Origin of the sequence: Jannaschia sp. GRR-S6-38 (genome assembly GCF_029853695.1) — a bacterium.
GTDB classification, from domain to species: Bacteria; Pseudomonadota; Alphaproteobacteria; order Rhodobacterales; family Rhodobacteraceae; genus Jannaschia; species Jannaschia ovalis.
Window position 1 is genome coordinate 1,586,756 of record NZ_CP122537.1, and the last position, 25,539, is coordinate 1,612,294.

The window sequence follows — 25,539 nt, forward strand, 5'->3', positions numbered from 1 at the left end:
GGCCGAAGGAAAGGGCCGCGTTACGCGTCAGGCCGTCGCACGCGCCAGGGCGCATTGCCGCCAGAGCGAGGACAGCGCCTCGACCAGCCGGTCGATATCGGCATCGGTGTGGTTCGGGCCCGGGGTGAAGCGCAGCCGCTCGGTCCCCTTGGGCACGGTGGGGTAGTTGATCGGCTGCACGTAGATGCCGAACTGGTCCATCAGGTAATCCGACAGCATCCGGCATTTCACCGGGTCCTTCACCATCACCGGGATGATGTGGCTGGGGTTGCGGACATGCGGGATGCCCTCGGCATCCAGCCGGGCGCGCAGCCGGGCGACCTGGCGGCGCTGCTGCGCGCGCTCGATCTCCGACGCCTTCAGATGACGGATCGACACCGTCGCGGCCGAGGCGACGGCGGGCGGCAGCGCGGTGGTGAAGATGAAGCCCGAGGCGAAGCTGCGGATGAAGTCGCACAGTGCCGCCGACCCGGTGATGTAGCCGCCCATCACGCCGAAGGCCTTGCCCAGCGTCCCCTCGATCAGGGTGATGCGATCCATCAGCCCGTCGCGCTCGGCCACGCCGCCGCCGCGCGGGCCGTACATGCCGACCGCGTGGACCTCGTCCAGATAGGTCATGGCGCCGTGCTTCTCGGCCACCTCGACGATCTCGCGGATCGGCGCGATGTCGCCATCCATCGAATAGACGCTCTCGAAGGCGACGATCTTGGTGGTGTTGGCGGGCAGGCGGGCCAGCTTGCGGTCCAGGTCCTCGGGATCGTTGTGCTTCCAGATCACCTTGTCGGCGCGGGAATGGCGGATGCCCTCGATCATCGAGGCGTGGTTCAGCGCGTCCGACAGGATCACCGCGTTCGGCAGGCGCGATCCCAGCGTCGACAGCGCCGCCCAGTTCGACACGTAGCCGCTGGTGAAGAGGAGCGCCGCTTCCTTGCCGTGGAGATCCGCAAGCTCGCGCTCCAGCAGCAGATGGTGGTGGTTGGTCCCCGAGATGTTCCGCGTGCCGCCCGCGCCAGTGCCGCAGGCGCGGGCCGTCTCGGCCATCGCCTCGACCACGTCCGGATGCTGCCCCATCCCGAGATAGTCGTTCGAGCACCAGACGGTGACGTCGCGCGTCTCGCCGTCATGGTGGTTCTTGGCGCGCGGATGCTGGCCGCATTGTCGCGTCAGGTCGGCGAAATAGCGGTAGTTGCCCTCCGCCTTCAGGGTGTCGAGTTGTTCCTCGAACAGCTTATCGAACGGCATCGGGCCCCTCCTCCATCATCTCTTGTCTCTTGGGCAGCATCCAGCGCCACAGTTTTTCGTCGGGCAGGCGCACGACCATGAACCAGTGCTCCAATAGCGCCAGTGCGGTCAGGGCGGCCAGTAGGGCAAACCCCACCGCCTCGGCGGGCAGAGCGGCGGCGATCGCGCGCTCCGACCAGGCGAAGGCGGCGAAGCTCAGGCCGGTCACGCTTGTCGGGAACAGCCAGTTGATCCGCGCCTCGCGGAAATGGCTGGGCAGGTGGGACAGATGGCGGGGGATGAACTCCGTGTTCACCTTCCGCACGCCCAGGTAGAGGTTCAGCTTCGCGCTGATCCGCGCGACATACAGGATCGCGAAGACCCACAGCCCGAAGCGGTTGGCCGCGCCATGCGACAGCATCGCCAGCGCGATGAAGGCGCCGGTCAGGGCCATCTCGTGATAGGCCACCGTGCCCCAGGCGCGGATGAAGCGCTCCCATTCCGGAACGCCGGGCTTGGCCGGCATGCGCGAGGGCCCGGTGATCACGCCCGCCAAGAAGGCCAGCTCGATCCAGCCCCAGACCGCCAGCGCGCTGGCGGCGGCGGCATAGACCGCGATCACGTCGGTCCGGCCCGCCGACCACAAGAAGCCCGCGATGCCCAGCGCCATGACCGGCGTGGCGAGCAGTACGGCACGGGCCGGGCGGCCCGTGCGCTCGGCCCGGCGCGTCGCCACGAGGATCGCCCCGGTGGAGGCCCACCAGGCGAAGACGGCCAGCGCCGCCGCGATCCAGGGCGAGCCGGGCATCAGTAGGCCGGCTCCAGCCGGGTCTCGACCGGCACGTCGTGGCGTTTGGCCGGGATCGTGTAGAGCGACGCGAAGGCCAGCGCCGCCCGGGCCGAGCCCGAGAGCTTGCCGGCCAGCCGCGCGAACCCGGTCTTCTTCTGGGCCGCCGCGAGATCGGCATTGGCCTTCTGCAGGCGCTTGAGCGTCGGCATCCAGCGCGGATGGTCGATATCCAGCGTGATCGGGAAGACCTGGCGGCTGATCTCGGAGGTCTTGCGGAACACCTCCTGCGCGTACCAGTCGGGCTCCACCCCCAGCGCGGCGTGGAACTTGGGCCGCTGGTGGTCGCGGACATACATCGTGCCGTAGACCGCGGTCAGGAAGAACTTGATCCACCAGACGTTGCGCCCGGAGGTCAGCTTCGGGTCGGTCTTCATCAACAGCGCGAAGGCCTCGCCATGGCTGAACTCGTCGTTGCACCACTCCCGGAACCACTTGAAGATCGGATGGAACCGATGCTCGGGATGCTGCTCCAGGTGGCGGAAGATCGTGATGTAGCGGGCGTAGCCGATCTTCTCGGACAGGTAGGTCGCGTAGTAGATGAACTTGGGCCGGAAATAGGTGTATTTTTTCTTCTGCGTCAGGAAGCCCAGGTTCACCGCGATCCCGGCCTCGCGCAGCGCGTCGTTGATGAAGCCCGCATGCCGCGCCTCGTCGCGCGCCATCAGCTGGAACAGCGTGGTGATGTCGCTGTTCGACCCGCGGCGCTTCATCTCCTTGTAGAGCACGCAGCCCGAGAACTCGGCCGTGCAGGACGAGATCAGGAAGTCTATGAACTCGGCGCGCAGCCCCGGCTCCATGCCGTCCCAGTCGATATGGTCCCAGTCCTCGTTCTTCTTGAAATGGCCCTTGTTCGGGTCGGCCTTCATCTGCGCGATCAGCTGGTCCCAGTCGGCGCGCACCGGCGTGACGTCGATCGCGTCCATCTCGTCGAAATCGGTGGTGTAGAAGCGCGGCGTCAGCAGCGTGTTGGACATCGCGACCTGCGTGGCGGTCTCGCTGTCGATCACGGCGTGCTGGTTGTCGGCGGCCAGCGCGGCCTCGACGGTGGTGGCGTCGGCGGAATGCGTGGTCTGAACGTTCATGACAGCGCCTCCTCGGAAAAGCTGAACTCGCACAGCTCCATGAATTCGAAGTCTCCGGTCGCCCGGGTCCACATCCGCTCCAGACGGCTGGCGCGGGTGATCACGGCGATCCGGCTCTCGCGCACGACCTCGCCGTAGGGGGCCATGATCTCGGGCCCCTGGACCTCGACCGTGTCGCCGGGATGGATCACCGCCCCGTTATCGAGCCGCACATGCGCCGAGAGCTCCTCGAAGCGATGCGACACCTCGACCGTGCAGGGCGCCTCCTCGCGTGTTCTCGTCAGAAATCCCATGGGTCGTTCCTCCCTTTGGTCAGTTCAGCAGTTTGGCGAAGCTGTCTGCGTTCTTCGCCCCGAACCCGATCAGTTCGGCCCGCCAGCCCGTCGCGTCGTCGCGCAACGAAAGCTGGCCGTTCTCGAAAAGGACGAGGCGGACCGGAAGCGCCTCCTCCACACCCATGCGGTTGCGTTCGAACCTCAGGGCACGTTGCACCCCGGCAATGAACCCGCCTTGCTCTGGATCAAGGTCGGCGATCACCGTGCCGTTGGTGTCCAGCACGCGGGCCGCGCCGGTGGCGCCGTCGGCATCGATGATGATCGCGCGCTCGCGCAGGATCGGGGCCTCACCCTCCATGACCGGCATCGCCTCGAGCGGACGATCGGTCAGGACGGCATAGGTCGTGATGAATAGCGCGCAGGCCACCAACGTGCCCATGGCGCGCAGCAGGATCGTCGGGATCATTTCCTTGTCGCGCAGGCGAAGGCGGGCTTCGGGGGTCATGGTCTCACTCCGCCGGGACGGGCATGGCGCCCGTGGGTTGGGGTTGCGTCGGCGCAGCGGCGGTCACCCGCGGCAACGACATCTCGGCCTGCGCGGCTTCGGCCAGGAGGCGCGCGATCTCGGCCGCCCGGGGGATGGCGCGCAGCGCGGGCTGCGTCTTGGCGAAGCGCCACGGCCGGACATGCGGCCACATCAGCAAATAGCTGAACCGCGTCGTGCCCAGCGTCCGCAGCGCGATCGTGCCGGTACCGTCGCGGCGCGTCACCAGGTCGGCCGCGCCGATCCAGTTGAACGGGAACTGCACCGTCATGCTCAGCGCCGCGCCGATGCGCAGGATCACGCGGCGATTGGTGATCGTGTAGATCGTCGCCCGCGCCTGGCACCAGCCGATCGCCGCCAGCAGGGCGCAGGCCACCGCGCCCAGCACCAGGTAAAAGGTCGACTGCGCCAGCGCGGTCGCCCAAGGCATCACCGCCGCCGCCGCCGTCGCCTGCCATGCGAAGAGCAGGGCGAAATAGCCGGCGACCCAGCGGACCTTCAGGGCGTCCCGCGTCAGGGCGCGCCAGTCCGGTGCCCCCTGCCACAGGATCTCCTCGCCCGGGGGCAACATCTCGGGCAGGCCCGGGATCGGCTCCTGATCGAAATCGTCATGGTCCATCTGGGTCGTCCTCCTTGTCAGCAGCGGCTCAGAGCTGCGGCTCCTGCCGGTCGCGCGCGGCATAGAGCTTGCCGCCGCCCACGAAGCCCATGATCTTGTCTTCCTCCAGCAGGGTGACCTGCGTGGGCGACCGGGTCGCGGGGATCTGGGCGAAATGGCGTTCGTAGAGGCTCTTCACCTCGACATGGTCGGCGAAGATCCGGACCAGCTGGATCGGGATCAGGCGCTTCCCCGCCTCGGGCACGTCGATCTCGATGAAACGGACCAGCTGCTCGGGGACGTCCAGCCACATGTCGCTGACGGTCCCGGCGACCTTGTCGTCCCCGCCCTTCACCGGCAGGCCGCGCGGGTCGCGCCCGGCGCTGACATGGAAGCCCGGCACCTTGTCCATCGGCGCGATCTTCGGATGGCCGTGGCCGTCCAGCTCGGGCACGTCGCGGCGCGGCGCCCAGGAGGCGGGGCCGACCCCGTCCAGCATCGGGTCGCCCGTCGGCTCGAAGGGAAACCCGTTCGGCACGGCGGTTTTCGCCATGGCGATCTCGCGCCCCTCGGGGGCCATGTCGGGCACGGTCACGGTGCCGCGGCCATGCGGCAGGATGAAGGTCTTCTGGCTGGGCAGCGGGAAGGGGCCCTGGTTCGGCGCCAGCGTCCCGTCGTCGTTTTCCAGCGGGTAGCCTTCGCGCATGTTCTCCGTCTGCAGATAGTAGATCAGCAGGGCGAAGAACCCGAAGAACAGGTAGAGCGAGAGGCTCGCGAGGTCGAAATCTCCGAAAAAGGCGTCCACCATGGGTCGTCCTCCATTCTCAGGTTGGGAAGTCGGCCAGTCCGATCCTGGCCTCCTTGGGTTCGGGTCTGTCTGAAGGTCTGTCCGTGCGCCTGACGAGCGGGCCGAGCGCCACGAGCGTCAGGAAGAGAAGTCCGATCTCGGCGTGGTAGACGACCGAGTATCCCGTCGCGGGATCGTTCAGCGCCGGGCCCAGCGCGCCCGAGGTCGCCAGCGCGTCCACCGCGTCGCGGATGCCGCCGCCCAGCGCCGTGCTGACACCTTGGGCCGTGGCCTGCGCCGCGCCCCAGGCGCCCAGCGCCAGGCCCCGGCCCGCGATATCGGTCACCGGCAGCGTCATCGCCGTGACCAGCGTCGCCACCGCGAAGAGCCCGCCGCCGAAGCCGATGCCGAAGGCGCCGGCGAAGAACAGCGGGGCCGACCCGAGCGGCGAGGCGAAGATCACCGCCGAGAAGGCCGCCACGCCCGCCAGCACGCCGCGCGCGCCCATCCGGGTCGGGTTCAGCCCCTGCGCAAGCCAGCGCGCCGCCAGCGCGAAGGCGAGGATCGCGCCGGTCGCCCAAGAGGCGGTCAGAAGCGTCGTGTTCGAGACCGAAAGGCCCAGGATCTCGCCGCCATAGGGCTCCAGCAGCACGTCCTGCATGTTGAAGGCCACGGTCCCCAGGAACACCGCCAGCAGAAGCCGTCCCGCGGTCCCGCCGTGCGACAGGTCGGCCCAGGCATCGGCGAAGGCGGGGGCCGGCGCGGCGCGCTCGGCCTTGGTGGTGGGCCGCAGGCTCTCCTGCTTCCAGAGCGCGACGACGTTCAGCACCAGCGTCGCGACGGCCGTGCCCTGCACCACCTGGATCAACCGGACCCCGTCGAAATCGCGCAGCAGCCAGCCGATCAGCAGGGCGCTGACCAGCATCCCCGCGAGGAACGCGACGTAGAGCAGGGCCACCACGCGCGGCCGCGTCTCGTCATCGGCGCGGTCGGCGGCCAGCGCCAGCCCGGCCGTCTGCGTCATGTGCATGCCCAGCCCCGTCATCAGGAAGGCCAGCGCGGCGAACGCCTCGCCCGCGAAGGCCGGGATGCGGACCTGGTCGTAGCCGCCGAGGATCAGCAGCGCGAAGGGCATGATCGCCAGCCCGCCGAACTGCCACAGCGTGCCGAACCACAGATAGGGAATGCGCTTCCAGCCGATGGCCGAGCGGTGGGTGTCCGACTTGAAGCCCAGCAGCGCGCGGAACGGCGCGATCAGCACCGGCAGCGCAATCATCGCCGCGACGAGGAAGGCCGACAGGCCCAGCTCGACGATCATCACGCGGTTCAGCGTGCCGAGCATCATCACCGCCGCCATCCCGACCGAGACCTGGAAGAGCGACAGGCGCAGGAGCTGCTTCAGCGGCAGCGCGTCCGAGCCGGCATCCGAGAAGGGCAGCGCCTTCAGGGCGATATGGCGCATCGCGCTCACGCGCACAGCTCCAGGCAGGTAGAGATGTAGAAGCCGCTCGTCACCCGCTCGACCTCCTGCAGCGTGCCGTCCAGCCGCGGGGCCAGCGCGGCGGCCGAATGCGGCACCATCGCGGGCGAGCGGTCGGCGCGGGGGAAGGCCTTGCCAGCCCAGAACATCGCCATCAGCAACGGCGTGCGCGGCGCCAGGCTGAACAGGATGCGCCCGGCGCGGGGCGCCAGCGCGTTCAACCGGCCGGCCAGTTCGGGCGCCGCGTAATAGATCATCGAATCCTGCGCCACGACCGCGTCGAAGGCGCCCAGCGCGGGGTCGAACATGTCGGCCGCGCGGAAGCTGACGCGGCTCGAAACCGCGGGGTCGAGACGTTTCGCGGCGATGCCGAGCAACTTGGGCGAGACATCCACCGCCACCACCGTCGCGCCGCGCGCGGCCAGCGCCGCGGTCTTGGCACCGGTGCCGCAGCCCGCGTCCAGCACCCGCGCGCCGCGCAGGTCCCGGGGCAGACGGTCCAGCATCGCGGCGCGCATCCGGTCGCGCCCGGCGCGCACCGTGCGCCGGATGCCCGAGACCGGCGCATCCGAGGTCAGGTCTTCCCAGGCCCGCGTCGCGGTGCCGTCGAAATAGCGCTCCACCCGGGCGCGGGTCGACGCATAGGCGTCACCGCCCCCGGCGGGGGTCGGCCCGGCGTCATGGAGCGCGTCGAATGCCATCAGTCGAACCCCAGCAGCTCGAAGATCTCGCGGTCGGGCAGCGGATCGGGGGCCAGCCCCTCGGTCCCGTCCCACAGCGTCTTGGCCAGCCGCACGTATTCGGCGCGGCAGCGGACGATGTCCTCCTCGTCATCCATCTCGAACAGGGTCTTCTTCTTCAGCCGCGAGCGCCGGATCGCGTCCACGTCGGGCATATGCGCGATGCGGTTGAACCCCACCGTGTCGCAGTAGCGGTCGACCTCGTTGGTCTCGCGCGAGCGGTTCGCCACGCAGCCCGCCAGCCGCACCTTGTAGTTCTTCGCCTTGGCCTGCACCGCGGCGATGATCCGGTTCATTGCGTAGATCGAGTCGAAGTCGTTCGCGGTCACGATCAGCGCCCGGTCGGCATGCTGCAGCGGCGCGGCGAAGCCGCCGCAGACCACGTCGCCCAGCACGTCGAAGATCACGACATCGGTGTCCTCCAGCATGTGGTGCTGCTTGAGGAGCTTCACCGTCTGCCCCACCACGTAGCCGCCGCAGCCGGTGCCCGCGGGCGGGCCGCCGGCCTCGACGCATTGCACGCCGCCATAGCCCACGGTCACGAAATCCTCGGGGCGCAGCTCCTCGGCGTGGAAATCGACCTCCTTGAGCGTGTCGATCACCGTGGGCTGCAGCTTGCCGGTCAGCGTGAAGGTGCTGTCGTGCTTCGGGTCGCAGCCGATCTGCAGCACGCGCTTGCCCAGCTTGGTGAAGGCCGCCGACAGGTTCGACGAGGTCGTCGACTTGCCGATCCCGCCCTTGCCGTAGACCGAAAAGACCTTGGCCCCCTCGATCTTCGCGGCGTCGTCCTGGTGGACCTGGACCGAGCCTTCGCCGTCCAGTCCCTTCAGGTCGGGGATATCCTTGGGCATTGTCGTTCCTCTCCTATTCCGCGGCCACGATGCCTTCGAGCCGGTCTTCCAGCTCGTCGGCGGCGTTCTGCAACGCGGCCAGCGTGTCGGCATCGGGTTGCCAGAAATCGCGATCCCCGGCTTCGAGAAGCCGATTCGCCATCCGGGCCGAGGCCTTGGGGTTCAAGTCCGCCAGACGGCGCCGCATGGCCTCGTCCAGCACGAAAGTCTCGCTCAGGCGCTTGTAGACCCAGGGGTCCACGGCGCCGGTCGTGGCCGACCAGCCCAGGGTGTTGGTCACCTGGCTCTCGATCATCCGGACGCCCTCGGCGCCGTGCTTCAGGAGCCCCTCGAACCAGCGCGGGTTCAGGCTGCGCGAGCGGGTCTCCAGCGCGACCTGGTCCGCCAGCGTGCGCACCTTGGCCGTCCCGGTGGTCGCGTCGCCGATATAGACCGGCGCCTCGCTGCCCTTGGCGCGCTTCACCGCCCGGCTGATACCGCCCAGCGTGTCGAAGTAATGGTCGACCGTGGTCACCCCCAGCTCGACCGATTCGAGGTTCTGATAGGCCAGGTCCACATCGCCGAGCGCCGCCTGCAGAAGCTGCGCCTGCCGCACGGGCTTGCCGTTGCGCCCGTAGGCGAAGCTCTTTCGGGCCTCGTAGGCATCCGCCAGCTCGCCATCGTCGTCCCAGGCGCCACTGTCGACCAGCTGGTTCACGTTCGAGCCGTAGGCCCCTTCCGCGTTCGAGAAGACGCGCAGCGCCGCCGTCTCCAGGTCGCAGCCCATCCGCTCGGCATAGGCCAGCGCGTGGGCGCGCACGAAATTGGCCTCGGCGGGCTCCTCGGCGCTGGCGGCCAGCCAGGCGGCTTCGGCCAGCATTCGGGTCTGTAAGGGCAGCAGGTCGCGGAAGATGCCCGACAGGGTCATCACCACGTCGATCCGCGGGCGGCCGAGTTCCACCAGCGGGATCAACTCCGCCCCGCAGAGCCGCCCGTAATGGTCGAAACGCGGCCGCGCGCCCAGAAGCGCCATCGCCTGCGCGATCGGCACGCCGTCCGACTTGATGTTATCCGACCCCCACAGCACCAGCGCGACCGAGCGCGGCAGCGCGGCATGGGTCTCCAGCAGAAGCTGCGCCTGCGCCGCGCCGTCGCGCAGGGCATAGGCCGTGGGCATGCGGAACGGGTCGAAGGCGTGGATGTTGCGCCCCGCCGGCAGGATCTCGGGCGAGCGGACGAGGTCGCCGCCCGGCACCGGCGCCACGAAGCGCCCCGCCAGCGCGGCCATCAGCCCGTCCAGTTCCGCGCCCGAGCGCAGCGCCGCCTCGGCCTCGGGGCGCGCGGCCTCCGGCAGGTGGCCCAGATAGGCCGCGAGCTGCGCCTCGGTCAGGTCGGCGCCCACGACATGCAGCCCCTCGGGGATCAGCGCGGCCTCGGTCTCGAGCAGGGCCAGCCACAGATCGTCCGGCCCGCCCACAAGGTCCACCGCCGCCGCCTGGTCGGCGATCAGCGCCGCCAGCGTGTCCGACCGGTCGCCGCCGCGCCAGCGCGTCAGGCTGTCCTTGAGGGCCAGAAGCCCCTTGTAGAGACCGCTCGCCAGCAAGGGCGGCGTCACATGGGTCACCGTCACCGCGCCCGACCGGCGCTTGGCCAGCGTCGCCTCGGACGGGTTGTTGGACGCATAGAGATACACGTTCGGCATGTCGCCGATCAGCCGGTCGGGCCAGTCGGCGGCACCCATCCCGGCCTGCCGGCCCGGCATGAATTCCAGCGCGCCATGCATCCCGAAATGCAGCAGCACATCGGCGCCAAAATCCTCGCGCAGCCAGCGGTAGAAGGCGCTGAAGGCGTGGGTCGGCGCGAAGCCCCGCTCGAAGAGCAGGCGCATCGGGTCGCCTTCGTAGCCGAAGGCGGGCTGCAGTCCGACGAAGACCTTGCCGAACCGCGCGCCCAGCACGAACACACCGGCCCCGTCGGATTGCTGGCGGCCCGGCGCGGGACCCCAGGCAGCCTCGGTCTCCGAAAGCCAGCGATCCTCGGCCACGATCCGATCGGCGGGGATGCGGGCAGCGACGTTGCCGTCCTGCCCGTATTGCGCCGCGCTGCCCTCCAGCAGGGCGGCGCGCAAGGCATCGACATCGGCCGGGACCGCGACGTCATGCCCCTCGGCCTTCAGCCGCCGCAGCGTGTTCAGAAGCGATTCCCAGACCGCGAGATAGGCCGCGGTGCCGGTCGCGCCGGCATTGGGCGGGAAGTTGAAGAGCACGATTCCGACCCGGCGCTCGGCCACTTCGGCCCGGCGCAGCCGCGCCAGCCGCGCGGCGCGCTCGACCAGCCGCTCGACCCGCTCGGGACAGGGCGCCATGGCGCGGTCGGTCGCCCCCGGGCAGGCCCGCGCACAACCCGCGCAGCCCGAGGCGTCGTGGCGCCCGGCGAAGACCGTCGGGTTGGTCGCGCCGTCGATCTCGGGCAAGGCGATCAGCATCGTCGTCTCGACCGGGCCCAGCCCGGTGGCCGACGCGCCCCATTGGCCCAGCGTCTGGAATTCCAGCGGATGCGCCGCGAGATAGGGCACGTCGAGGCCCTTCAGCACGTCCACCGCCGCGGCGCTGTCGTTATAGGCGGGCCCGCCCACCAGGCTGAACCCCGACAACCCGACCAGCGCGTCGATCCGCCCGCCGGTGAAATAGCGCTCCACCGCCGGCCGCATGTCCAGCCCGCCCGCGAAGGCCGCCAGCACGCGCAGCCCGCGCGCCTCGAAGGCGCGGATGACGGCGTCGTAATGTGCGGCATCCCCCGCCAGCACGTAGGAGCGCATCAGCAGAAGCCCGACCGTCGGCGCGCCGGTCTCGGGCGGCACCTCCTCGGTGATGCCGCGATCGGGGTGGTAGAGTCCGACCTCCGGGTATTCGACCGGCGCCGGCGCGTCGGTGTCGAAGCGCGTCGAGTAGCGCCCGATCAGGTGGCGCAGCAGCCCCTCGAAATTGTCGTCCGATCCGCCCAGCCAATACTGCATGCACAGGAACCAGGCGCGCAGGTCCTGCGCCTTGCCGGGAATGAAGCGCAGAAGCTTGGGCAGCCGCCGCAGCATCTTCATCTGCTTCTCGCCCGACGAGCCGGAGGGCGATTTCGACCCGCGCAGCTTGCGCAGCAATTGCACCGCCGCCGAGGAGGGCTGGCCCATGTCCAGCTCGCCCATTCGCGTAAGCTTCACGATGGCCGGGTCGCTGACCATGCCGACCATCGCGTCGCACCCGTCGCGCCGGGCCTCCAGCGCGGGGCGGATCGCCTGGATATGCTCGTCGATGAACAGAAGGCCGCAGACCACGATATCGGCGCTTGCGACCGCCGCGCGCGCCACGTCCAGCGCGGCCGGGGTCTCGGCCCATTCGGCGGCCGCATGGACGCTCACGGCCAGACCCGGGAACTCGCCCGCCAGCCGCGCGCCGACGCGCGCCACCGTGCCGGCGGAATGCGCGTCCATCGTCACGATGGCAACGCGATAGGGCGCGGGCCCGGGGATGGGGCCGTCACCGCGCATAATGGGCCTTCGCCTCGTAAAGGGTCTCGACGCCGATCTCGGCCAGGCCGCGCTCGACGGCGAAGATCTCGGTATTCCGCCGCGCCTTGCCGCGCACGAAGAAGGGGATCTTGCGCAACTCGCGCTCGGCGGCCTCGACCCAGACGGGCTCCCCGTCCGTCCTTTGGCCGGAAATGCCTTGGGGGGACTCCGGTTCCGCCGGATGGGCGGCCGCGGGCGCGTGGCCGCCATGATGCGAGGGCCCGGCGGCGTCGGAGAACTCGAAATCCTCGCGGAACATGGTCAGCAGGTGCTCCTCCAGCCCCATGACCAGCGGATGCACCCAGGTGTCGAACAGCACGTTCGCACCCTCGACGCCCATCTGCGGCGAGTGGCGGGCGGGGAAGTCCTGCACATGCACCGGCGAGGAGATCACGGCGCAGGGAATGCCCAGCCGCTTGCCGATATGCCGCTCCATCTGCGTGCCGAGGATCATCTCGGGGGCGGCCGCGGCGATCGCCCGCTCGACCTCCAGGTAGTCGTCGGTGATCAGTGCCTCGACGCCCATCTCGCGGGCCAGCGCGCGCAGGGGCCGCGCGAATTCGCGATTGTAGCAGCCCAGCCCACAGACCTCGAAGCCCATCTCGTCCCGCGCGACCTTCGCGGCGGCCACGGCGTGGGTGGCGTCGCCGAAGACGAAGACGCGCTTGCCGGTCAGGTAGGTGCTGTCGACCGAGGCGCTCCACCAGGGCTGGCGCAGGCTCGCCGCGTCGAGGACGGGCGCGACGCCGGCCAGCTCCGCGACCTCCGCGACGAAGGCACGGGTCGCCTGCGCGCCGATCGGGATGGTGCGGGTGAAGGGCTGGCCATGCTCGCGCTCCAGCCAGCGGGCGGCGGCCTCGGCATGTTCGGGATAGAGGAGGACGTTGAAATGCGCCGCGCCCAGGCGGCCGAGATCCGAGGGCCGCGCCCCCATCGGCGCCACGCAATTGACCGCGATGCCCATCGCGTCGAGCAGCTTCGTCACCTCGACCACGTCGTCGCGGTGCCGGAAGCCCAGGCCCACGGGCCCGAGGATGTTGCACGACACCTCCGGCGTCCGTTCGCAGGGCTGCGCGAGCTGGCGGGCCAGCTGGTAGAAGGTCTCGTCGGTGCCGAACAGCTCCTTGCGGGAATAGCTGGGCAGCTCCAGCGCGATCACCGGCACCGGCAGGCCCAGCCGCTCGGCCAGCCCGCCGGGGTCGTCCTGGATCAGCTCCGCCGTGCAGGACGCGCCGACGATCAGCGCCTCGGGGCGGAACCGGTCATAGGCCGCGTGGCAGGCATCCTTGAACAGCGTCGCCGTGTCCGAGCCGAGGTCGCGCGCCTGGAAGGTGGTGTAGGTCACCGGCGGGCGCTGGCCGCGCCGTTCGATCATCGTGAACAGCAGATCGGCATAGGTGTCGCCCTGCGGCGCGTGCAGGACGTAATGCAGCCCCTCCATGCCCGTCGCGACGCGCATCGCGCCGACATGGGGCGGGCCCTCGTATGTCCAGACCGTCAGCTTCATTCGGCGGCCACCGCCACCGGCGCGTCCCCGCGCCCCGCCGCCAGCAGGGCCTTACGCCGGATCGGCCGCGCGAAGAGCGATGCGAGATCGCCCGCCTGTTCGTAGAAATGGACCGGCGTGAAGACCAACTCGATGGCCCATTTCGTCGTCAGCCCCTCGCGCTCCAGCGGGTTGGCGAGACCCAGGCCGCAGACCGTCAGGTCGGGCCGGTCGGCGCGCACGCGGTCGAGCTGCTTCTCGACGTCCTGGCCCTCCGCGATGCGCGGTCCCTCGGCCAGCAGGGCCAGCTCGTCGGCCATGATCTGCGCGTGCAGGAAGGGGGTGCCCACCTCGACCGCCTGCATGCCGCATTCGCGGGTCAGGAAGCGGGCGAGCGGCAATTCCAGCTGGCTGTCGGGCAGGAAGAAGACCCGCTTGTCGCGCAGTGTCCCGGCGACGGCGGCCACCGCCTTGCGGGCGCGGGCGCGGGGCGCGTCGGTGGCGCGGGCGAACGTGGCGTCATCGACCCCGAAGGCGTCGGCCACCGCGCGCAGCCAGAGCGTCGTGCCCTCCTCGCCGAAAGGGAAGGGCGCCGGGATCCGCGTCGCGCCGCGCGCGTCCAGCGCCGCCGCCGTGTCGCCCAGGAAGGGCTGGAGCAGCGCGTAGCGCGTGTTCGGCCCCACGGTCGGGTCCGCGGCCGCCCGGCGGCCGGGCAGGACCTGCACCGAGGTGATGCCCATCGCCGCCAGCAGGTCGCGCGCCTGGTCCTCGACCACGTCGGGCAGCGCGCCTACCAGCAGAAGGGTCTCCGCATCGGTCGCGGCCAACCCGGGCACCATCGCGGCCAGGCAGGCATCCTCGCCCTGGGTGAAGGTCGTCTCGATGCCCGACCCGGAATAATTCAGCACCCGCACATTGGGCGCATGTTCCGCGCTCAGCCGTTCGGCCGCGCGGGCGAGGTCGAGCTTGATCACTTCCGACGGGCAGGAGCCGACGAGGAAGAGCTGGCGGATATCGGGCCGCCGCTCCAGCAGGCGCGCGACCTCGCGGTCCAGCTCCTCGTTGGCGTCCTTCAGCCCGGCGAGGTCGCCCTCCTCCAGGATGGCGGTGCCGAAGCGCGGCTCGGCGAAGATCATCACGCCGGCGGCGGATTGCAGCAGATGCGCGCAGGTGCGCGAACCCACGACCAGGAAGAACGCGTCCTGCATCTTGCGGTGCAGCCAGATGATCCCGGTCAGCCCGCAGAACACCTCGTGCTGGCCGCGCTCCTTCAGGACGGGGGTGTCGGTGCAGCCGGTCATGCGGCCAGGTCCCGGCGCGCCAGGCGCAGCTTCCACAGGAACTGCCCTGCATTGACGACGTAGGCGGCATAGGCGGTCAGCGCGACGGCCATCTCGGCGGCGGGCGAGAAGCCGCCGGCCAGCAGCATCCAGACATAGGCGAGATGCAGCGCGATCACGCCGAAGCTCACGACATCCTCCCAGAAGAAGGCCGGCGCGAAGAGCCAGCGGCCGAACACCGCCTTCTCCCAGATCGAGCCGGTCACCATGATCGTCAGCAGCACGCCGGTCTTCACCACGATCGAGGCGCTGGCGGCGCCGTAGCCGTCGCCCGTCAGCAGGAAGCGGACGACCAGGGCGAGCGAGACGAGGAAGACGAGGAACTGCAACGGCGCAAGCAGGCCCTGGACCAAGGTCCAGCGGCTGGCGTCTCGTCGCGCGCGTTCCTCGGGCGTGTAGAGCCTGGGGCGGGCGCGGGTTCGGTGCGGCACATCCATGGTGACGACTCCCCCTCCGGTTAGGCGTATCATCCGATTTACGGTCACGGTGTCAACTTGAACTTACACAGCCGGCACGAACCTGTCACGGGCTTCGGACGGGTTTCGCCGATGGACTGTCAGCTTTGCTTGACAAACCGCCTGCGATGGGGCGTTCTTGTCCCTGCGTTAGCTCTTCGAGGGAGGCCGCAGATGACGACCCCCTACGACGACACGACCAAGGTCATTCCCAGGGTACTCGTTCCTGCCATCGCGGAGCGCGGTGACGGGCATGACCTCGTCGATGCCGTCCTCCGCCTCGCCGGCGTGGCCCCGGTCGAACCCGCGGCCGATTCGGCGCTGGTCGTGCTGGGCGAGCGGGTGTTCCTGCATTCCGAGGATTTCGCCCGCCGGGCGCTTCTGGATCTCGCGCGCGGCGACGCCATCCTCCGGGTGGCGATGCTGACCCGGGTCCTGCCGGCCATCACGCGGCGGCTCGAATCGGGCTGGAACGACGACCGGCTGTCCTTCGTCGACGTCACCATCGCCGCGGCGCGGATCCAGGACGCGGTGCGCCGCCTCGGCCATTTTGCCCTGCCGCCGGCGGAAAAACCCGCCATCGCGCTGATCGTGCCGCATTGGGAGCAGCACAGCCTCGCCGCGGTCTTCGCCGCCGAGGAGATGCGCCGCATGGGCGCGCCGGTGCGCCTGATCTCCGGCGTCGAGGGGCGCCGCATCCCGGCGATGATCGAACGCTTCCCCGCGGCCGCGCTGATGGTGTCGGTCGGAAGCGGCCATTCCGCCGCCCGGCTGACCGATCTCGTGCGTCTGCTGCGCCGCGACGTGCAGCGGGCCCTGCCCGTCGTGGTCGGCGGCCCGGCCGTGGCGCAGGATCGCGGCATCGGCCAGCGGCTGCGCGCCGACCTCACGACGAATTCGGTGGCGGAGGCCCTGTCGTTTTGCGACATGGAGCCCTGCCGTTCGCAAGGATGATATTGCCAGTCCGGACCGCCGGGAATTACCCCGAACCCATGCAACCACCAGCGGGGACACCGCGATGAACACGAGGGAAAGCGATTTCTGGAACGAGCGCGCCGGCCCCCGGATCGCGCCCGAGTATTTCGGAGATATCGTCGCCACGGCCGCCGACATGGCGCTGCTGGTCGCCCCCTCGGGTCGCATCATCTCGGTCACCACCAACCCGCTCAATTCCGGCCTGGGCCGCATCGACCATTGGGAAGGTCGGCCGATCGCCGAGTTCCTGGCCCCCGATTCTATCGCCAAGGTCGAGCGCCAGCTGACCGCGACGCTGGACGGCGCGGCGAACGGATCCGAGGCGATCGAGGTCAACCACGCCGACGGCGCGCTCTGGGACTTCCCGGTCCGCTACACTTTTCATCGCACCGGGCGCGAAGGCCGCGTCCTGATGCTGGGCCGCGACATGCGCCCGCTCGCGGAATTGCAGCAGCGGCTGGTCCGCGCGCAGCTCGCCCTCGAGAAGGACTATGTCTCCGAGCGGATCTACGAGACGCGCTATCGCGTGATCCTCGATTCGGTGCGCGACCCGCTGGCGCTGGTCGACGCGACGACCGGCCGAGTGCTGGACCTGAACGCCCCCGCCGCGCGCCTTCTGGGCGGCAACCGCGACGAGCTGACCGGCTCGGCCTTCACCCAGGCCTTCGAGGGCCGCCGCCGCGCAGAGTTCATCGAGACCCTGACCGCCGCCGGTTCGCGCGATGAGCCCGAGGGTCTGCATGTCGCGCTGCGCCAGGGCGAGCGCGCGGTGACGCTGATCCCGCGCCTCTTCCGCAATGCGGGCGAGCGGGTGATCCTCTGCCGCTTCGAGCCCCATGGCGAGGCGGAATTCGCCACCGGCACCCCGCATGCCGCGCGCGACGCCTTCTTCGACACCGCCGCCGAGGGCATCGTCTTCACCGATGCGGCGGGCACCGTGACCGAGGCCAACGACGCCTTCCTGACGATGACGGATCTCGACACGGTCGGGCAGCTGCGCGGCAAGCCCTTCGCGGATTTCCTGGCGCGCGGCAGCATCGACCTCAAGGTGCTCCTCGACCCGGACGGCCCGTCCAGCTTCGCGACGCGGATCGTCACCGCCTTCGGCTCGCAGCGCGCGGTCGAGGTGACCGTCGCCACCCTGCCCGATGACGGCCGCGCCTTCGTGCTGCGCGACGCCGCCCGCGCCGGAGTCGGCGAGGACGAGACCCCCGGCCCGCTCAACGCCCGCGGCCTCGAGGACGCGACCGCGCAGGTCGGCTCCGTGCCGCTGCGCGACATCATCGCCGCGATGACCGACGTGATCGAGAAGCAGTGCATCGAGGCCGCCGTCGACCTGACGAACAACAACCGGGTCGCCGCCGCCGAGATGCTGGGCCTCAGCCGCCAGAGCCTCTACGTCAAGCTACGCAAATACGGTCTGCTGCAGCGCGACGAGCTCTAGGCGGGCGGCCGCGCCGCCACGTCAATTTCCTTGTCGGCGCCGCACGGTCAGGTCTAGAGTACAGGCATGACTGTCACTCAAAGTTTACAGCCATCCCTGCCCCCCGCCCGCCGGCTCCCCGAGCCGCGCGCGATGCTGCGCCTGGTCAAGCCGATCACCTGGTTCCCGCCGATGTGGGCCTATCTCTGCGGCGCCGTCTCCTCGGGCGTGTCGCCGATGTCCAATCTCGGGCTCGTGATGCTGGGCCTCGCGCTCGCCGGTCCGATCACCTGCGGGATGAGCCAGGCGGCCAACGACTGGTGCGACCGGCATGTCGATGCGGTCAACGAACCCGACCGCCCGATCCCTTCGGGCCGCGTGCCCGGCCGCTGGGGCCTCTGGATCGCGCTGGCCATGTCGGTGCTGGCCCTTCTCGTCGGCTGGCAGCTGGGCCCCTGGGGATTCGGCGCGACGATCCTCGCGGTGCTTGCCGCCTGGGCCTACTCGGCCGAGCCGGTGCGGCTGAAGCGCTCGGGCTGGTGGGGCCCGGGCCTCGTGGGCCTGAGCTACGAGACCCTGCCCTGGATCACCGGCGCCGCCGTGCTCTCCGCCGGCATGCCCGACGCGCGGATCCTGATCGTCGCCCTGCTCTACGGGATTGGCGCGCATGGCATCATGACCTTCAACGACTTCAAGGCGCTCGAAGGCGACCGGGTCCACGGCGTCGATTCGCTGCCGGTGACGCTGGGCCCCGACCGCGCCGCGCGGCTGGCCTGCGCGATCATGCTCGCCCCGCAGCTCGTCGTGGCCGGCCTGCTCTGGGCCTGGGGCGACCCGGTCCACGCCGCGCTGATCGCCGCGCTGATCGTCGCGCAGCTGGCCGCGATGCGGCGGATGCTGCGCGACCCCAAGGGCCTCGCTCCCTGGTTCAACGGCACCGGCGTGCTGCTCTCGGTCGCCGGGATGATGGTCGCCGCGCTGGCGCTGGGCGGGGCCTGACATGCTGAGCTGGGTCCAGATCGTCCGCTTCGGCCTGGTGCAGATGGCGCTGGGCGCGATCGTGGTGCTCACGACCTCGACGTTGAACCGGCTGATGGTGGTCGAGCTGGCGCTGCCCGCGCTCCTGCCCGGCTTCCTCGTGGCGCTGCATTACGGCGTGCAGATCTCGCGCCCCGGCTGGGGCTACCGCTCGGACGTGGCGGGCAACCGCACGGTCTGGATCGTGGGCGGCATGGCGGCGCTCGCTGCGGGCGCCTTTCTCGCCGCGCTCGCCATCGTCGTGCTGGCCGCCAGCTTCGCGGCGGGCTTCGCGCTGTCGGTCCTGGCCTATGCGCTGATCGGGCTGGGCGTGGGCGCCTCGGGCACCTCGCTCCTCGCGCTGCTCGCCACCGCGACGGCACCGAGTCGCCGCGCGGCCGCGGCGACGATCACCTGGCTGATGATGATCCTCGGGATCGCGCTGACCGCCGGGCTGATCGGCCAGCTCCTCGACCCATACACCCCCGCCCGCCTGCTCAAGATCACCGGCGCGCTGGGCCTCGTCGCGGTGGCGCTGACCGCGCTCGCCATCGGCCGGATCGAACGCGGCGTCCCGCCCGTGCCGGCCACGCCCGCCGCGCCGCTCCTGCACGGGCTGGCCGAGATCTGGGCCGAGCCGCGGGCCCGCGCCTTCACGCTTTTCGTCTTCCTGTCGATGACCGCCTATTTCATGCAGGAGCTCATCCTCGAACCCTTCGCCGGGCTCGTCTACGGCTTCACCCCGGGCCAGAGCACCTCGCTCTCGGGCGCGCAGAACGGCGGGGTCTTCCTCGGCATGGTCTGCGTCGGGCTGATGTGCACCGGGCTCCGGATCGGCGCGCTGCGGCACTGGGTGATCGCGGGCTGCCTCGGCTCCGCGCTGGCGCTGGCGGCGATCGCGCTGCGCGCGCCGCTGACCCCGGCCACCGTCGCGCTCGGCTTCTTCAACGGCATGTTCGCCGTGGCCGCCATCGGCGCGATGATGGCGCTCGCCGGCGAGGGCCGCGCGGCGCGCGAAGGCACCCGCATGGGGCTTTGGGGCGCGGCGCAGGCCGTGGCCGCGGGCTTCGGCGGGCTGACCGGCGCGGCGCTGGTCGATCTCGGCCGCACCGCCCTGCCCGACGCGCAGGCCTTCGGCGCGGTCTTCCTGTTCGAGGCGGCGCTGTTTCTCGCCGCCGCGATGATGGCGCGGCGCACCGTGCCCGCCCCGTCCCATGCCCCCATGCTCACACCCGGAGAATGACCATGACCCATGACGTCGTCGTGATCGGAGGCGGGCCCTGCGGGGCCACGGCCGCGCATGACCTGGCCCGGCAGGGGCACAAGGTGGCGATGATCGACAAGGCCGGGCGCATAAAGCCCTGCGGCGGCGCGGTGCCGCCACGACTGATCCGCGATTTCGACATCCCCGACACGCAGATCGTCGCGAAGATCGACACCGCGCGCATGATCTCGCCCACCGGCCGCCGCGTCGATATCCCGATCGAGGACGGCTATGTCGGCATGGTCGACCGCGAGCATTTCGACGAGTTCTTGCGGGTCCGCGCCGCCGGCGCCGGGGCCGACCACCGCACCGGCACCTTCCTGCGCGTCGACCGCGACGGCGACGACCCCGTGGTCGTCTACCGCGATAAGGCCACCGGCGCCGAGACGCGTATCGCGACCCGCCTCGTGATCGGTGCCGACGGCGCGCGCTCGGGCGTGGCCCGCGCCGACGTGCCGGGCGGCGAGGCGATCCCCTACGTGATCGCCTATCACGAGATCATCGCCGCGCCCGGCAAGACCGGCGAGTACGACCCCGCGCGCTGCGACGTGATCTATGACGGCGCGATCAGTCCCGATTTCTACGGCTGGGTTTTCCCCCACGGCAAATCGGCGAGCGTCGGCATGGGCACCGGCCGCGACGGCGTCGACCTGAAGGAGGCGACCCGCGCGCTGCGCGAAGCCTCGGGCCTGACCGAATGCGAGACCATCCGGCGCGAGGGCGCGCCGATCCCGCTCAAGCCGCTCAAGCGCTGGGACAACGGCCGCGACGTGGTGCTGGCCGGCGATGCCGCCGGCGTGGTCGCGCCGTCCTCGGGCGAGGGGATCTACTACGCGATGGTCGGCGGACGCGTCGCTGCGCTGGCCTGCGAGAAGGTGCTGGCGACCGGACAGGCGAAGCATCTCCGCCTCGCCCGCAAGCTCTTCATGAAGGACCACAAAGCGGTGTTCCGCGTGCTGGGCGCGATGCAGAACGCCTATTATCGCTCCGACGACCGGCGCGAACGCTTCGTCACGCTCTGCCACGATATCGACGTGCAGCGGCTGACCTTCGAGGCCTATATGAACAAGGAACTCGTGAAGGCGCGGCCATGGGCACATATCCGGATCGGCGCGAAGAACCTCGCGCATCTGATGGGGCTGATCCCGGCGACGGGGCTGACGGCCACACCGCCGTCGGGCGGGGCGACCCATCCCGCCGAGTGATCCCATGACCGCGATGATCCCCGCCTGGGTCGACGGCGCCGTCACCCCGGTCGAGAAGCTCGAGGTCCACCGGCGCGGCCTGCGCCACAAGGCGATCTCGGTCTTCGTGATGGACGGGCCGCGCATGCTGATCCAGCAGCGCGCGGCGGGGAAATATCACACGCCGGGCCTCTGGGCGAATACCTGCTGCACCCACCCCGCCTGGGGCGAGGACGGCGCGGCCTGCGCCGCCCGCCGCCTGCGCGAGGAGCTGGGGATCACCGGCCTCGTCTTGCGGCCGCGCGGCGTGCTGGAATACCGCGCCGATGTCGGCGGCGGCCTGATCGAGCACGAGGTGGTCGAGACCTTCGTCGCCGACGCCCCCGCCAGCTTAGTTGTGGATCCGAATCCCGACGAGGTGCAGGCCGTCCGCTGGGTCGACCTCGACACGCTCGCCGCCGAGATCGCCGCCGATCCGGGCCGCTTCACGCCCTGGCTGCGGATCTACATGGCCGAGCATCGCGCCGCCATCTTCGGCTGAGCGACGTCCGACACGGATCACCCGCAGATCACCCGTGGATCACCCACGATTTCCCACCCCGAAATCGCGAAGGGCGCGCCCCGGTTTCCCGGACCGCGCCCCCCGTTGGATCCCGTCGGATCAGATGTCGCTCTCGGCCAGCTCCGGCCAGTCGGCGATCATGTTGAGACCCTGCATCGGCTTGTAATAGCCCTTGTGGCAGGTCTTGCAGGCCGCCTTCGGCGCATCCGCATAGACCGGTCCCAGCCGTTCAGGGGGATAGACCGGACCCAGCGGCTCGAGGAAGATGTTGTTCATCTCCTGCACCATCAGGATCGCCAGCGAGGCCGTGGCCCATTGCGGCGTGTATTGCGCCGGATCGTAGAAGGCCCGCGAATTGTGGCAAAACACGCAGTTCACCCCGAGCGAATTCGCGAAGTAGTTCATCAGCGAATAGGTCCGCTCGGTGTCCTGCCAGGTCGGCACGTCCGGGTCCGAGGGCACGCCGGCCACGCGGCTCTCGAGGTCGTGCACGGTGATCCGGTTGTCCTCGTAGAGGTAGCGATAGAGCGCGTCCGACGGCAGCGAGGTGAACTGCGACTGCACGGTGGCGCGGTTCTGCACCCCGGCCCAGCCTTCCATCGACTCGACCACCGGGTCGATGCGGAACCAGATCTCGGAGGGGACCGGCTGGCCGCGGTGGCAGCTGTAGCAATTCACCCCGACCTCCTGGTTCGCGTTCACATGCGCGTACCACTCGTCATTGATGTATTGCGTCATCTGGATCATGCGCCGCGAGACGACCTTGGTGTAGTTCGCGTCCGAGGCGTGGTTGATCTCGCCGTCGGGGCCCTCGACATGGCAGTAGATGCAGCCCTCCTCGGGCGCGACCCACAGCGTGATCGCGGTCATCAGGCGCAGGAAGTTGCCTTCGCTGACCTCGCCCAGGACCTGCAGGTTCTCGTAGACCTCGCCGGCCAGCGGCTCGCCCGGCTCCGCCTCGTAGGGCGGCTCCGTGTAGTAGTCCGCGATCGTCGGATCGGGTTCCGTCCCGACGAAGCTGACGACATGCATGCCCGTGCCGCGGGGGCCGGTCTGGGTCGTCTCGTCGTAGAAGGGCGACCCCCAGGAAGCGACCATCGCCGCCACGAAGAGCGCGCCGCCCACGGTCCCCACCAGAATGGCGGGGCCGAAGACGTTGGTCGGGTTCTTGGCGTTCCAGTCGTCAAACCATTTCGGAAACATCACTGACCCTCCGGGACGTAGAACTCGTAGCCGTAAGGCTCGAGGTAGGTGGGGGCAAAGTTGTGCTCCTGCGCCCAGATGAACCAGTTATCGACGACCGTGCCGGTGAGCAGGATGCCGATGCCGCCGGTGATCGGGGTCAGGACCGCGAACCACCATGCCCAGCGGTGGATGCCTTCCATCGTGGCGTTGAAGCCCATGGTCCAGCGCCAGAAGAGCGAGGCCCGCTCGGTCGCGGTGCCGCGGTCGTAGATCTGCTCCAGCTCGCGGTCGCCGCCGTAGCGGGTGACCGCCAGGATCGTGCCGCCATGCATCGCGAAGAGCAGCACCGAGCCGTAGAGGAACACGATGCTCAGGCAGTGGAACGGGTTGTAGTAGAGATTGCCGTAGCGGATCGAGAAGGCCGTGGTCCAATCCAGATGCGGGAAGATGCCGTAGGGCACCATCTCGGACCAGGATCCCATCAGGACGGGACGGAACAGGCCCAGCACCAGGAACAGCCAGATCGCGGCCCCGAAGGCCCAGGCGACGTGCTTGCCCATCTTGTGCTGCTTGGCGAGGCTGTAGCTGCGCAGCCACCAGGAGATGACCGAGACCAGCAGCAGGAAGCTCGCGATCATGTACCAGCCGCCGTCATGCAGGGGCGGCATGCTCAGCCCGTGGACGGGGCTCGGCGGATCCAGCGAGAGCCAGAACAGCTGCCGGATGAATTCCGGGATCGACCAGCCGACCTGGCTCAGCATGTTGAAGCCGATGATGTTGAACCACAGCGTGCCGGTCGCGAGGCTGATGATGCCGTAATAGCCCAGGTAGATCGGGCCGAGCTGCGCGTTGCCCAGAAGGCCGATCAGCGTGCTGAAGGAGGCGCCGCGCGTGCGTTCGCGCGACATCTCGTGTTCGTTGTCCATCCCCATCTCGGGTGCGCCCTGCACCTGAACCTGGGTGAAGATATTCTGATATTCGGGCCACCAGCTCATGTCACATGCCTCCCTGACCGGGCCAGATCGGCAGCGTCAGCCACCAGTTCCACCATTCCGGCCAGCCCTTGGTCCAGATGGGTCCCGAGATGATGATGCAGACCGCCGACCAGAAGCCGGCATTGATCGCCAGCAGGAAGCCGAGGCGGTGGATGCCCAGCGTGCCGATCGAGTAGCCGATGAAGTCGCGGAAGAACGTGTCCTCGTGATCCGGCGACTTGGCCTCCTCGCCCTTCTCGGGATTGGCGGCCGACAGGATCAGCGCGCCGTGGAGCGCGAGCGCCAGCGTGGTGGTGAAGAACAGCGTCACCGCCAGCATATGCGCCGGATTGTAGTGGAAGTGCAGATAGGCGTAGCCGGTGTTCGACACCCAGTCGAGATGGCTGAAGATGCCGTAGGGAAAGGCGTGACCCCAGGCGCCCATCAGCATCGGCCGGAAGACGTTCAGCGTGGCGAAGGCGAAGATCGCCGCGCCGAAGGCGAAGGGCACGTGGTAGCCCATGCCGAGCTTGCGGCAGATCTCGACCTCGCGCAGGGCCCAGCCGATGAAGGCGCCCAGCGCGCAGATGGTGATGATCTGCCAGAGCCCACCGTCGCGCAGCGGCGCCATGCCGAGGCCGACCGACAGGTCCGGCGGTGCGATCGAGATGATCCAGGGGTTGTAGGTCCCCTGCCACATCGCGCCGATGAAGATCAGAAGTGTTCCGAGGATCGCGAAGAACATCCCGACGACGCCGAAGAAGCCGACATAGAACGGCCCCACCCAGAAGTCGAAGAGATCGCCCCCGATCAGCGTCCCGCCACGGACGCGGTATTTTCTTTCGAAGCTGAGCAGTGCCATGGGGCAGCCTCCGCGGGTTCATGGCGGGTTCGGGCCCGCCGGATTGTCTGGGGGTTGGCGTGGGCGAGCCGTCCTGGCCCGCCCACCGCCGGGTCAGGTCACTCGGCCATTCTCGCGGCCTGGCTCAGCTCGAACCAGTTATAGCCATCGTAGGACAGCAGAACGAGATGGATCATCACCGCCAGCAGGAACAGGAAGACGCCCTGCGCGACGAAGACGCGACGGGGGTCGAAGACCAGCCAGATCTTGTAGAACTTGCTCATCAATTACCCTCCGAAGCTGAACCACGGGAACACGATATACGTGAGTATGTGAGCGACGACGGCCACGGCCGTGAAAAGCCAGAGCCCGCTCAAATACACCGCATGCAGTTCCTGGGCCTGCTCGTCAGTGAGACCTGTGAAGGACAGGTCGGTTCTGTCAGCCATTGGAAAAACTCCCTTGAACTGACGCCGCACACCCTGCGGCCGGGCCCCGGTGCCGCCTCATTGCGACACCGGCCGTCCACCCCCCTGGCGGGGGATGAAAGCCTGGCTCCGTTCCGCCCGGCCACGGGAGAGGGAGCCCAATTGACCCCCGGCGTGTCTGACGTGCCGGGGTATTCGTTGGCCGCCGCCCGCAGGCGGCGCCGCCTCCGCTCAGATCGAGCAGATGGTCGTCGTCACGTCCTTCGCGCGGGTCCAGGCATCGGTCAGGATGCCCGGCCGCGGGGTCGCGTCGGATGTCAGCACCGCCCCCGCCGCGCGCAGCGCCGCCAAGGGCAGCGACAGCGCGAGCACGGGGACGAAATACATCCAGTACTCCCAGCCCGGTTCCTTGCGGTGGCGGGTCAGGGGGGGTTCG

At 69.5% G+C, this 25,539-nt stretch carries 26 protein-coding genes; 6 read left to right on the top strand and 20 right to left on the bottom strand.

Annotated elements, in window-relative coordinates; translation table 11 throughout:
• Positions 1-27: 27 nt before the first annotated feature.
• Genes hemA through bchF form a run of 14 tightly spaced genes read right to left on the bottom strand, consistent with a single transcriptional unit; the run spans position 28 to position 15,232 of the window.
• Complete coding sequence (gene hemA / locus P8627_RS08275; protein ID WP_279967308.1) at positions 28-1,242, bottom strand: 5-aminolevulinate synthase; 1,215 nt, start codon at positions 1,240-1,242, stop codon at positions 28-30.
• Positions 1,229-2,029 carry a putative photosynthetic complex assembly protein PuhE gene (gene puhE, locus P8627_RS08280; protein WP_279967309.1) on the bottom strand — a complete coding sequence of 267 codons (801 nt, stop codon included), beginning with the start codon at positions 2,027-2,029 and terminating at the stop codon, positions 1,229-1,231. Before puhE ends, hemA begins: the two co-directional genes overlap by 14 nt.
• Positions 2,029-3,153 carry a magnesium-protoporphyrin IX monomethyl ester (oxidative) cyclase gene (gene acsF / locus P8627_RS08285; protein WP_279967310.1) on the bottom strand — a complete coding sequence of 375 codons (1,125 nt, stop codon included), beginning with the start codon at positions 3,151-3,153 and terminating at the stop codon, positions 2,029-2,031. Before acsF ends, puhE begins: the two co-directional genes overlap by 1 nt.
• Positions 3,150-3,446 carry a hypothetical protein gene (locus tag P8627_RS08290; protein ID WP_279967311.1) on the bottom strand — a complete coding sequence of 99 codons (297 nt, stop codon included), beginning with the start codon at positions 3,444-3,446 and terminating at the stop codon, positions 3,150-3,152. The genes acsF and P8627_RS08290 overlap by 4 nt, the downstream gene beginning before the upstream one ends.
• A gap of 19 nt (positions 3,447-3,465) precedes the next feature.
• Complete coding sequence (puhC, locus tag P8627_RS08295) at positions 3,466-3,933, bottom strand: photosynthetic complex assembly protein PuhC (protein ID WP_279967312.1); 468 nt, start codon at positions 3,931-3,933, stop codon at positions 3,466-3,468.
• A gap of 4 nt (positions 3,934-3,937) precedes the next feature.
• Entirely contained in the window at positions 3,938-4,591 is a 654-nt protein-coding gene (gene puhB / locus P8627_RS08300) for a photosynthetic complex putative assembly protein PuhB (RefSeq protein ID WP_279967313.1), read from the bottom strand.
• A gap of 28 nt (positions 4,592-4,619) precedes the next feature.
• Positions 4,620-5,378 carry a photosynthetic reaction center subunit H gene (gene puhA / locus P8627_RS08305; protein WP_279967314.1) on the bottom strand — a complete coding sequence of 253 codons (759 nt, stop codon included), beginning with the start codon at positions 5,376-5,378 and terminating at the stop codon, positions 4,620-4,622.
• A gap of 16 nt (positions 5,379-5,394) precedes the next feature.
• A complete protein-coding gene (locus P8627_RS08310; protein WP_279967427.1) occupies positions 5,395-6,819 on the bottom strand; it encodes a PucC family protein in 1,425 nt (474 codons plus the stop codon).
• Between the two features lie 5 nt (positions 6,820-6,824).
• Positions 6,825-7,538 (bottom strand): magnesium protoporphyrin IX methyltransferase, encoded by a 714-nt coding sequence (gene bchM / locus P8627_RS08315; RefSeq protein WP_279967315.1) that lies wholly within the window; start codon positions 7,536-7,538, stop codon positions 6,825-6,827.
• Entirely contained in the window at positions 7,538-8,428 is an 891-nt protein-coding gene (bchL, locus tag P8627_RS08320) for a ferredoxin:protochlorophyllide reductase (ATP-dependent) iron-sulfur ATP-binding protein (RefSeq protein ID WP_279967316.1), read from the bottom strand. The genes bchM and bchL overlap by 1 nt, the downstream gene beginning before the upstream one ends.
• Positions 8,429-8,441: 13 nt before the next feature.
• Positions 8,442-11,948, bottom strand: coding sequence for a cobaltochelatase subunit CobN (locus P8627_RS08325; protein WP_279967317.1), 3,507 nt, complete (start codon positions 11,946-11,948; stop codon positions 8,442-8,444).
• Positions 11,938-13,476 carry a ferredoxin:protochlorophyllide reductase (ATP-dependent) subunit B gene (bchB, locus tag P8627_RS08330; RefSeq protein WP_279967318.1) on the bottom strand — a complete coding sequence of 513 codons (1,539 nt, stop codon included), beginning with the start codon at positions 13,474-13,476 and terminating at the stop codon, positions 11,938-11,940. The genes P8627_RS08325 and bchB overlap by 11 nt, the downstream gene beginning before the upstream one ends.
• The gene (locus P8627_RS08335; protein WP_279967319.1) at positions 13,473-14,756 is read right to left on the bottom strand and encodes a ferredoxin:protochlorophyllide reductase (ATP-dependent) subunit N; all 1,284 of its coding nucleotides are present in this window, start codon (positions 14,754-14,756) and stop codon (positions 13,473-13,475) included. The genes bchB and P8627_RS08335 overlap by 4 nt, the downstream gene beginning before the upstream one ends.
• Positions 14,753-15,232, bottom strand: a complete 480-nt coding sequence (gene bchF / locus P8627_RS08340) for a 2-vinyl bacteriochlorophyllide hydratase (protein ID WP_279967320.1) — start codon at positions 15,230-15,232, stop codon at positions 14,753-14,755. The genes P8627_RS08335 and bchF overlap by 4 nt, the downstream gene beginning before the upstream one ends.
• A gap of 192 nt (positions 15,233-15,424) precedes the next feature.
• On the opposite strand from bchF, the gene P8627_RS08345 reads away from it, so the two are divergent.
• From P8627_RS08345 to idi, 6 genes are all read left to right on the top strand, one after another.
• Positions 15,425-16,204, top strand: a complete 780-nt coding sequence (locus P8627_RS08345; protein WP_279967321.1) for a hypothetical protein — start codon at positions 15,425-15,427, stop codon at positions 16,202-16,204.
• A gap of 64 nt (positions 16,205-16,268) precedes the next feature.
• Positions 16,269-17,669, top strand: a complete 1,401-nt coding sequence (gene ppsR / locus P8627_RS08350) for a transcriptional regulator PpsR (protein ID WP_279967322.1) — start codon at positions 16,269-16,271, stop codon at positions 17,667-17,669.
• Between the two features lie 66 nt (positions 17,670-17,735).
• Entirely contained in the window at positions 17,736-18,647 is a 912-nt protein-coding gene (gene chlG / locus P8627_RS08355; RefSeq protein ID WP_279967323.1) for a chlorophyll synthase ChlG, read from the top strand.
• Position 18,648: 1 nt separating this feature from the next.
• Positions 18,649-19,908, top strand: a complete 1,260-nt coding sequence (locus P8627_RS08360) for a BCD family MFS transporter (RefSeq protein WP_279967324.1) — start codon at positions 18,649-18,651, stop codon at positions 19,906-19,908.
• Positions 19,909-19,910: 2 nt separating this feature from the next.
• On the top strand, positions 19,911-21,134 hold the full coding sequence (locus tag P8627_RS08365) for a geranylgeranyl diphosphate reductase (RefSeq protein ID WP_279967325.1): 1,224 nt from the start codon (positions 19,911-19,913) through the stop codon (positions 21,132-21,134).
• Between the two features lie 4 nt (positions 21,135-21,138).
• Positions 21,139-21,654 carry an isopentenyl-diphosphate Delta-isomerase gene (gene idi / locus P8627_RS08370; RefSeq protein WP_279967326.1) on the top strand — a complete coding sequence of 172 codons (516 nt, stop codon included), beginning with the start codon at positions 21,139-21,141 and terminating at the stop codon, positions 21,652-21,654.
• Positions 21,655-21,774: 120 nt separating this feature from the next.
• Here idi and pufC read toward each other — a convergent pair whose 3' ends face one another.
• The 6 genes from pufC to P8627_RS08400 all read right to left on the bottom strand — a co-directional run bounded on the left by pufC (position 21,775) and on the right by P8627_RS08400 (position 25,490).
• Positions 21,775-22,878, bottom strand: coding sequence for a photosynthetic reaction center cytochrome PufC (gene pufC / locus P8627_RS08375; RefSeq protein ID WP_279967327.1), 1,104 nt, complete (start codon positions 22,876-22,878; stop codon positions 21,775-21,777).
• Positions 22,878-23,855 (bottom strand): photosynthetic reaction center subunit M, encoded by a 978-nt coding sequence (gene pufM, locus P8627_RS08380; RefSeq protein ID WP_279967329.1) that lies wholly within the window; start codon positions 23,853-23,855, stop codon positions 22,878-22,880. Before pufM ends, pufC begins: the two co-directional genes overlap by 1 nt.
• 1 nt (position 23,856) lies before the next feature.
• Positions 23,857-24,696 carry a photosynthetic reaction center subunit L gene (gene pufL, locus P8627_RS08385; protein WP_279967330.1) on the bottom strand — a complete coding sequence of 280 codons (840 nt, stop codon included), beginning with the start codon at positions 24,694-24,696 and terminating at the stop codon, positions 23,857-23,859.
• Between the two features lie 98 nt (positions 24,697-24,794).
• Positions 24,795-24,959: a light-harvesting antenna LH1, alpha subunit gene (gene pufA, locus P8627_RS08390; RefSeq protein ID WP_279967331.1), complete on the bottom strand. Its 165-nt coding sequence runs from the start codon at positions 24,957-24,959 to the stop codon at positions 24,795-24,797.
• Positions 24,960-24,962: 3 nt separating this feature from the next.
• Positions 24,963-25,124: a light-harvesting antenna LH1, beta subunit gene (pufB, locus tag P8627_RS08395; protein WP_279967332.1), complete on the bottom strand. Its 162-nt coding sequence runs from the start codon at positions 25,122-25,124 to the stop codon at positions 24,963-24,965.
• 210 nt (positions 25,125-25,334) lie between these two features.
• Positions 25,335-25,490, bottom strand: coding sequence for a hypothetical protein (locus tag P8627_RS08400; protein ID WP_279967334.1), 156 nt, complete (start codon positions 25,488-25,490; stop codon positions 25,335-25,337).
• Positions 25,491-25,539: the final 49 nt, after the last annotated feature.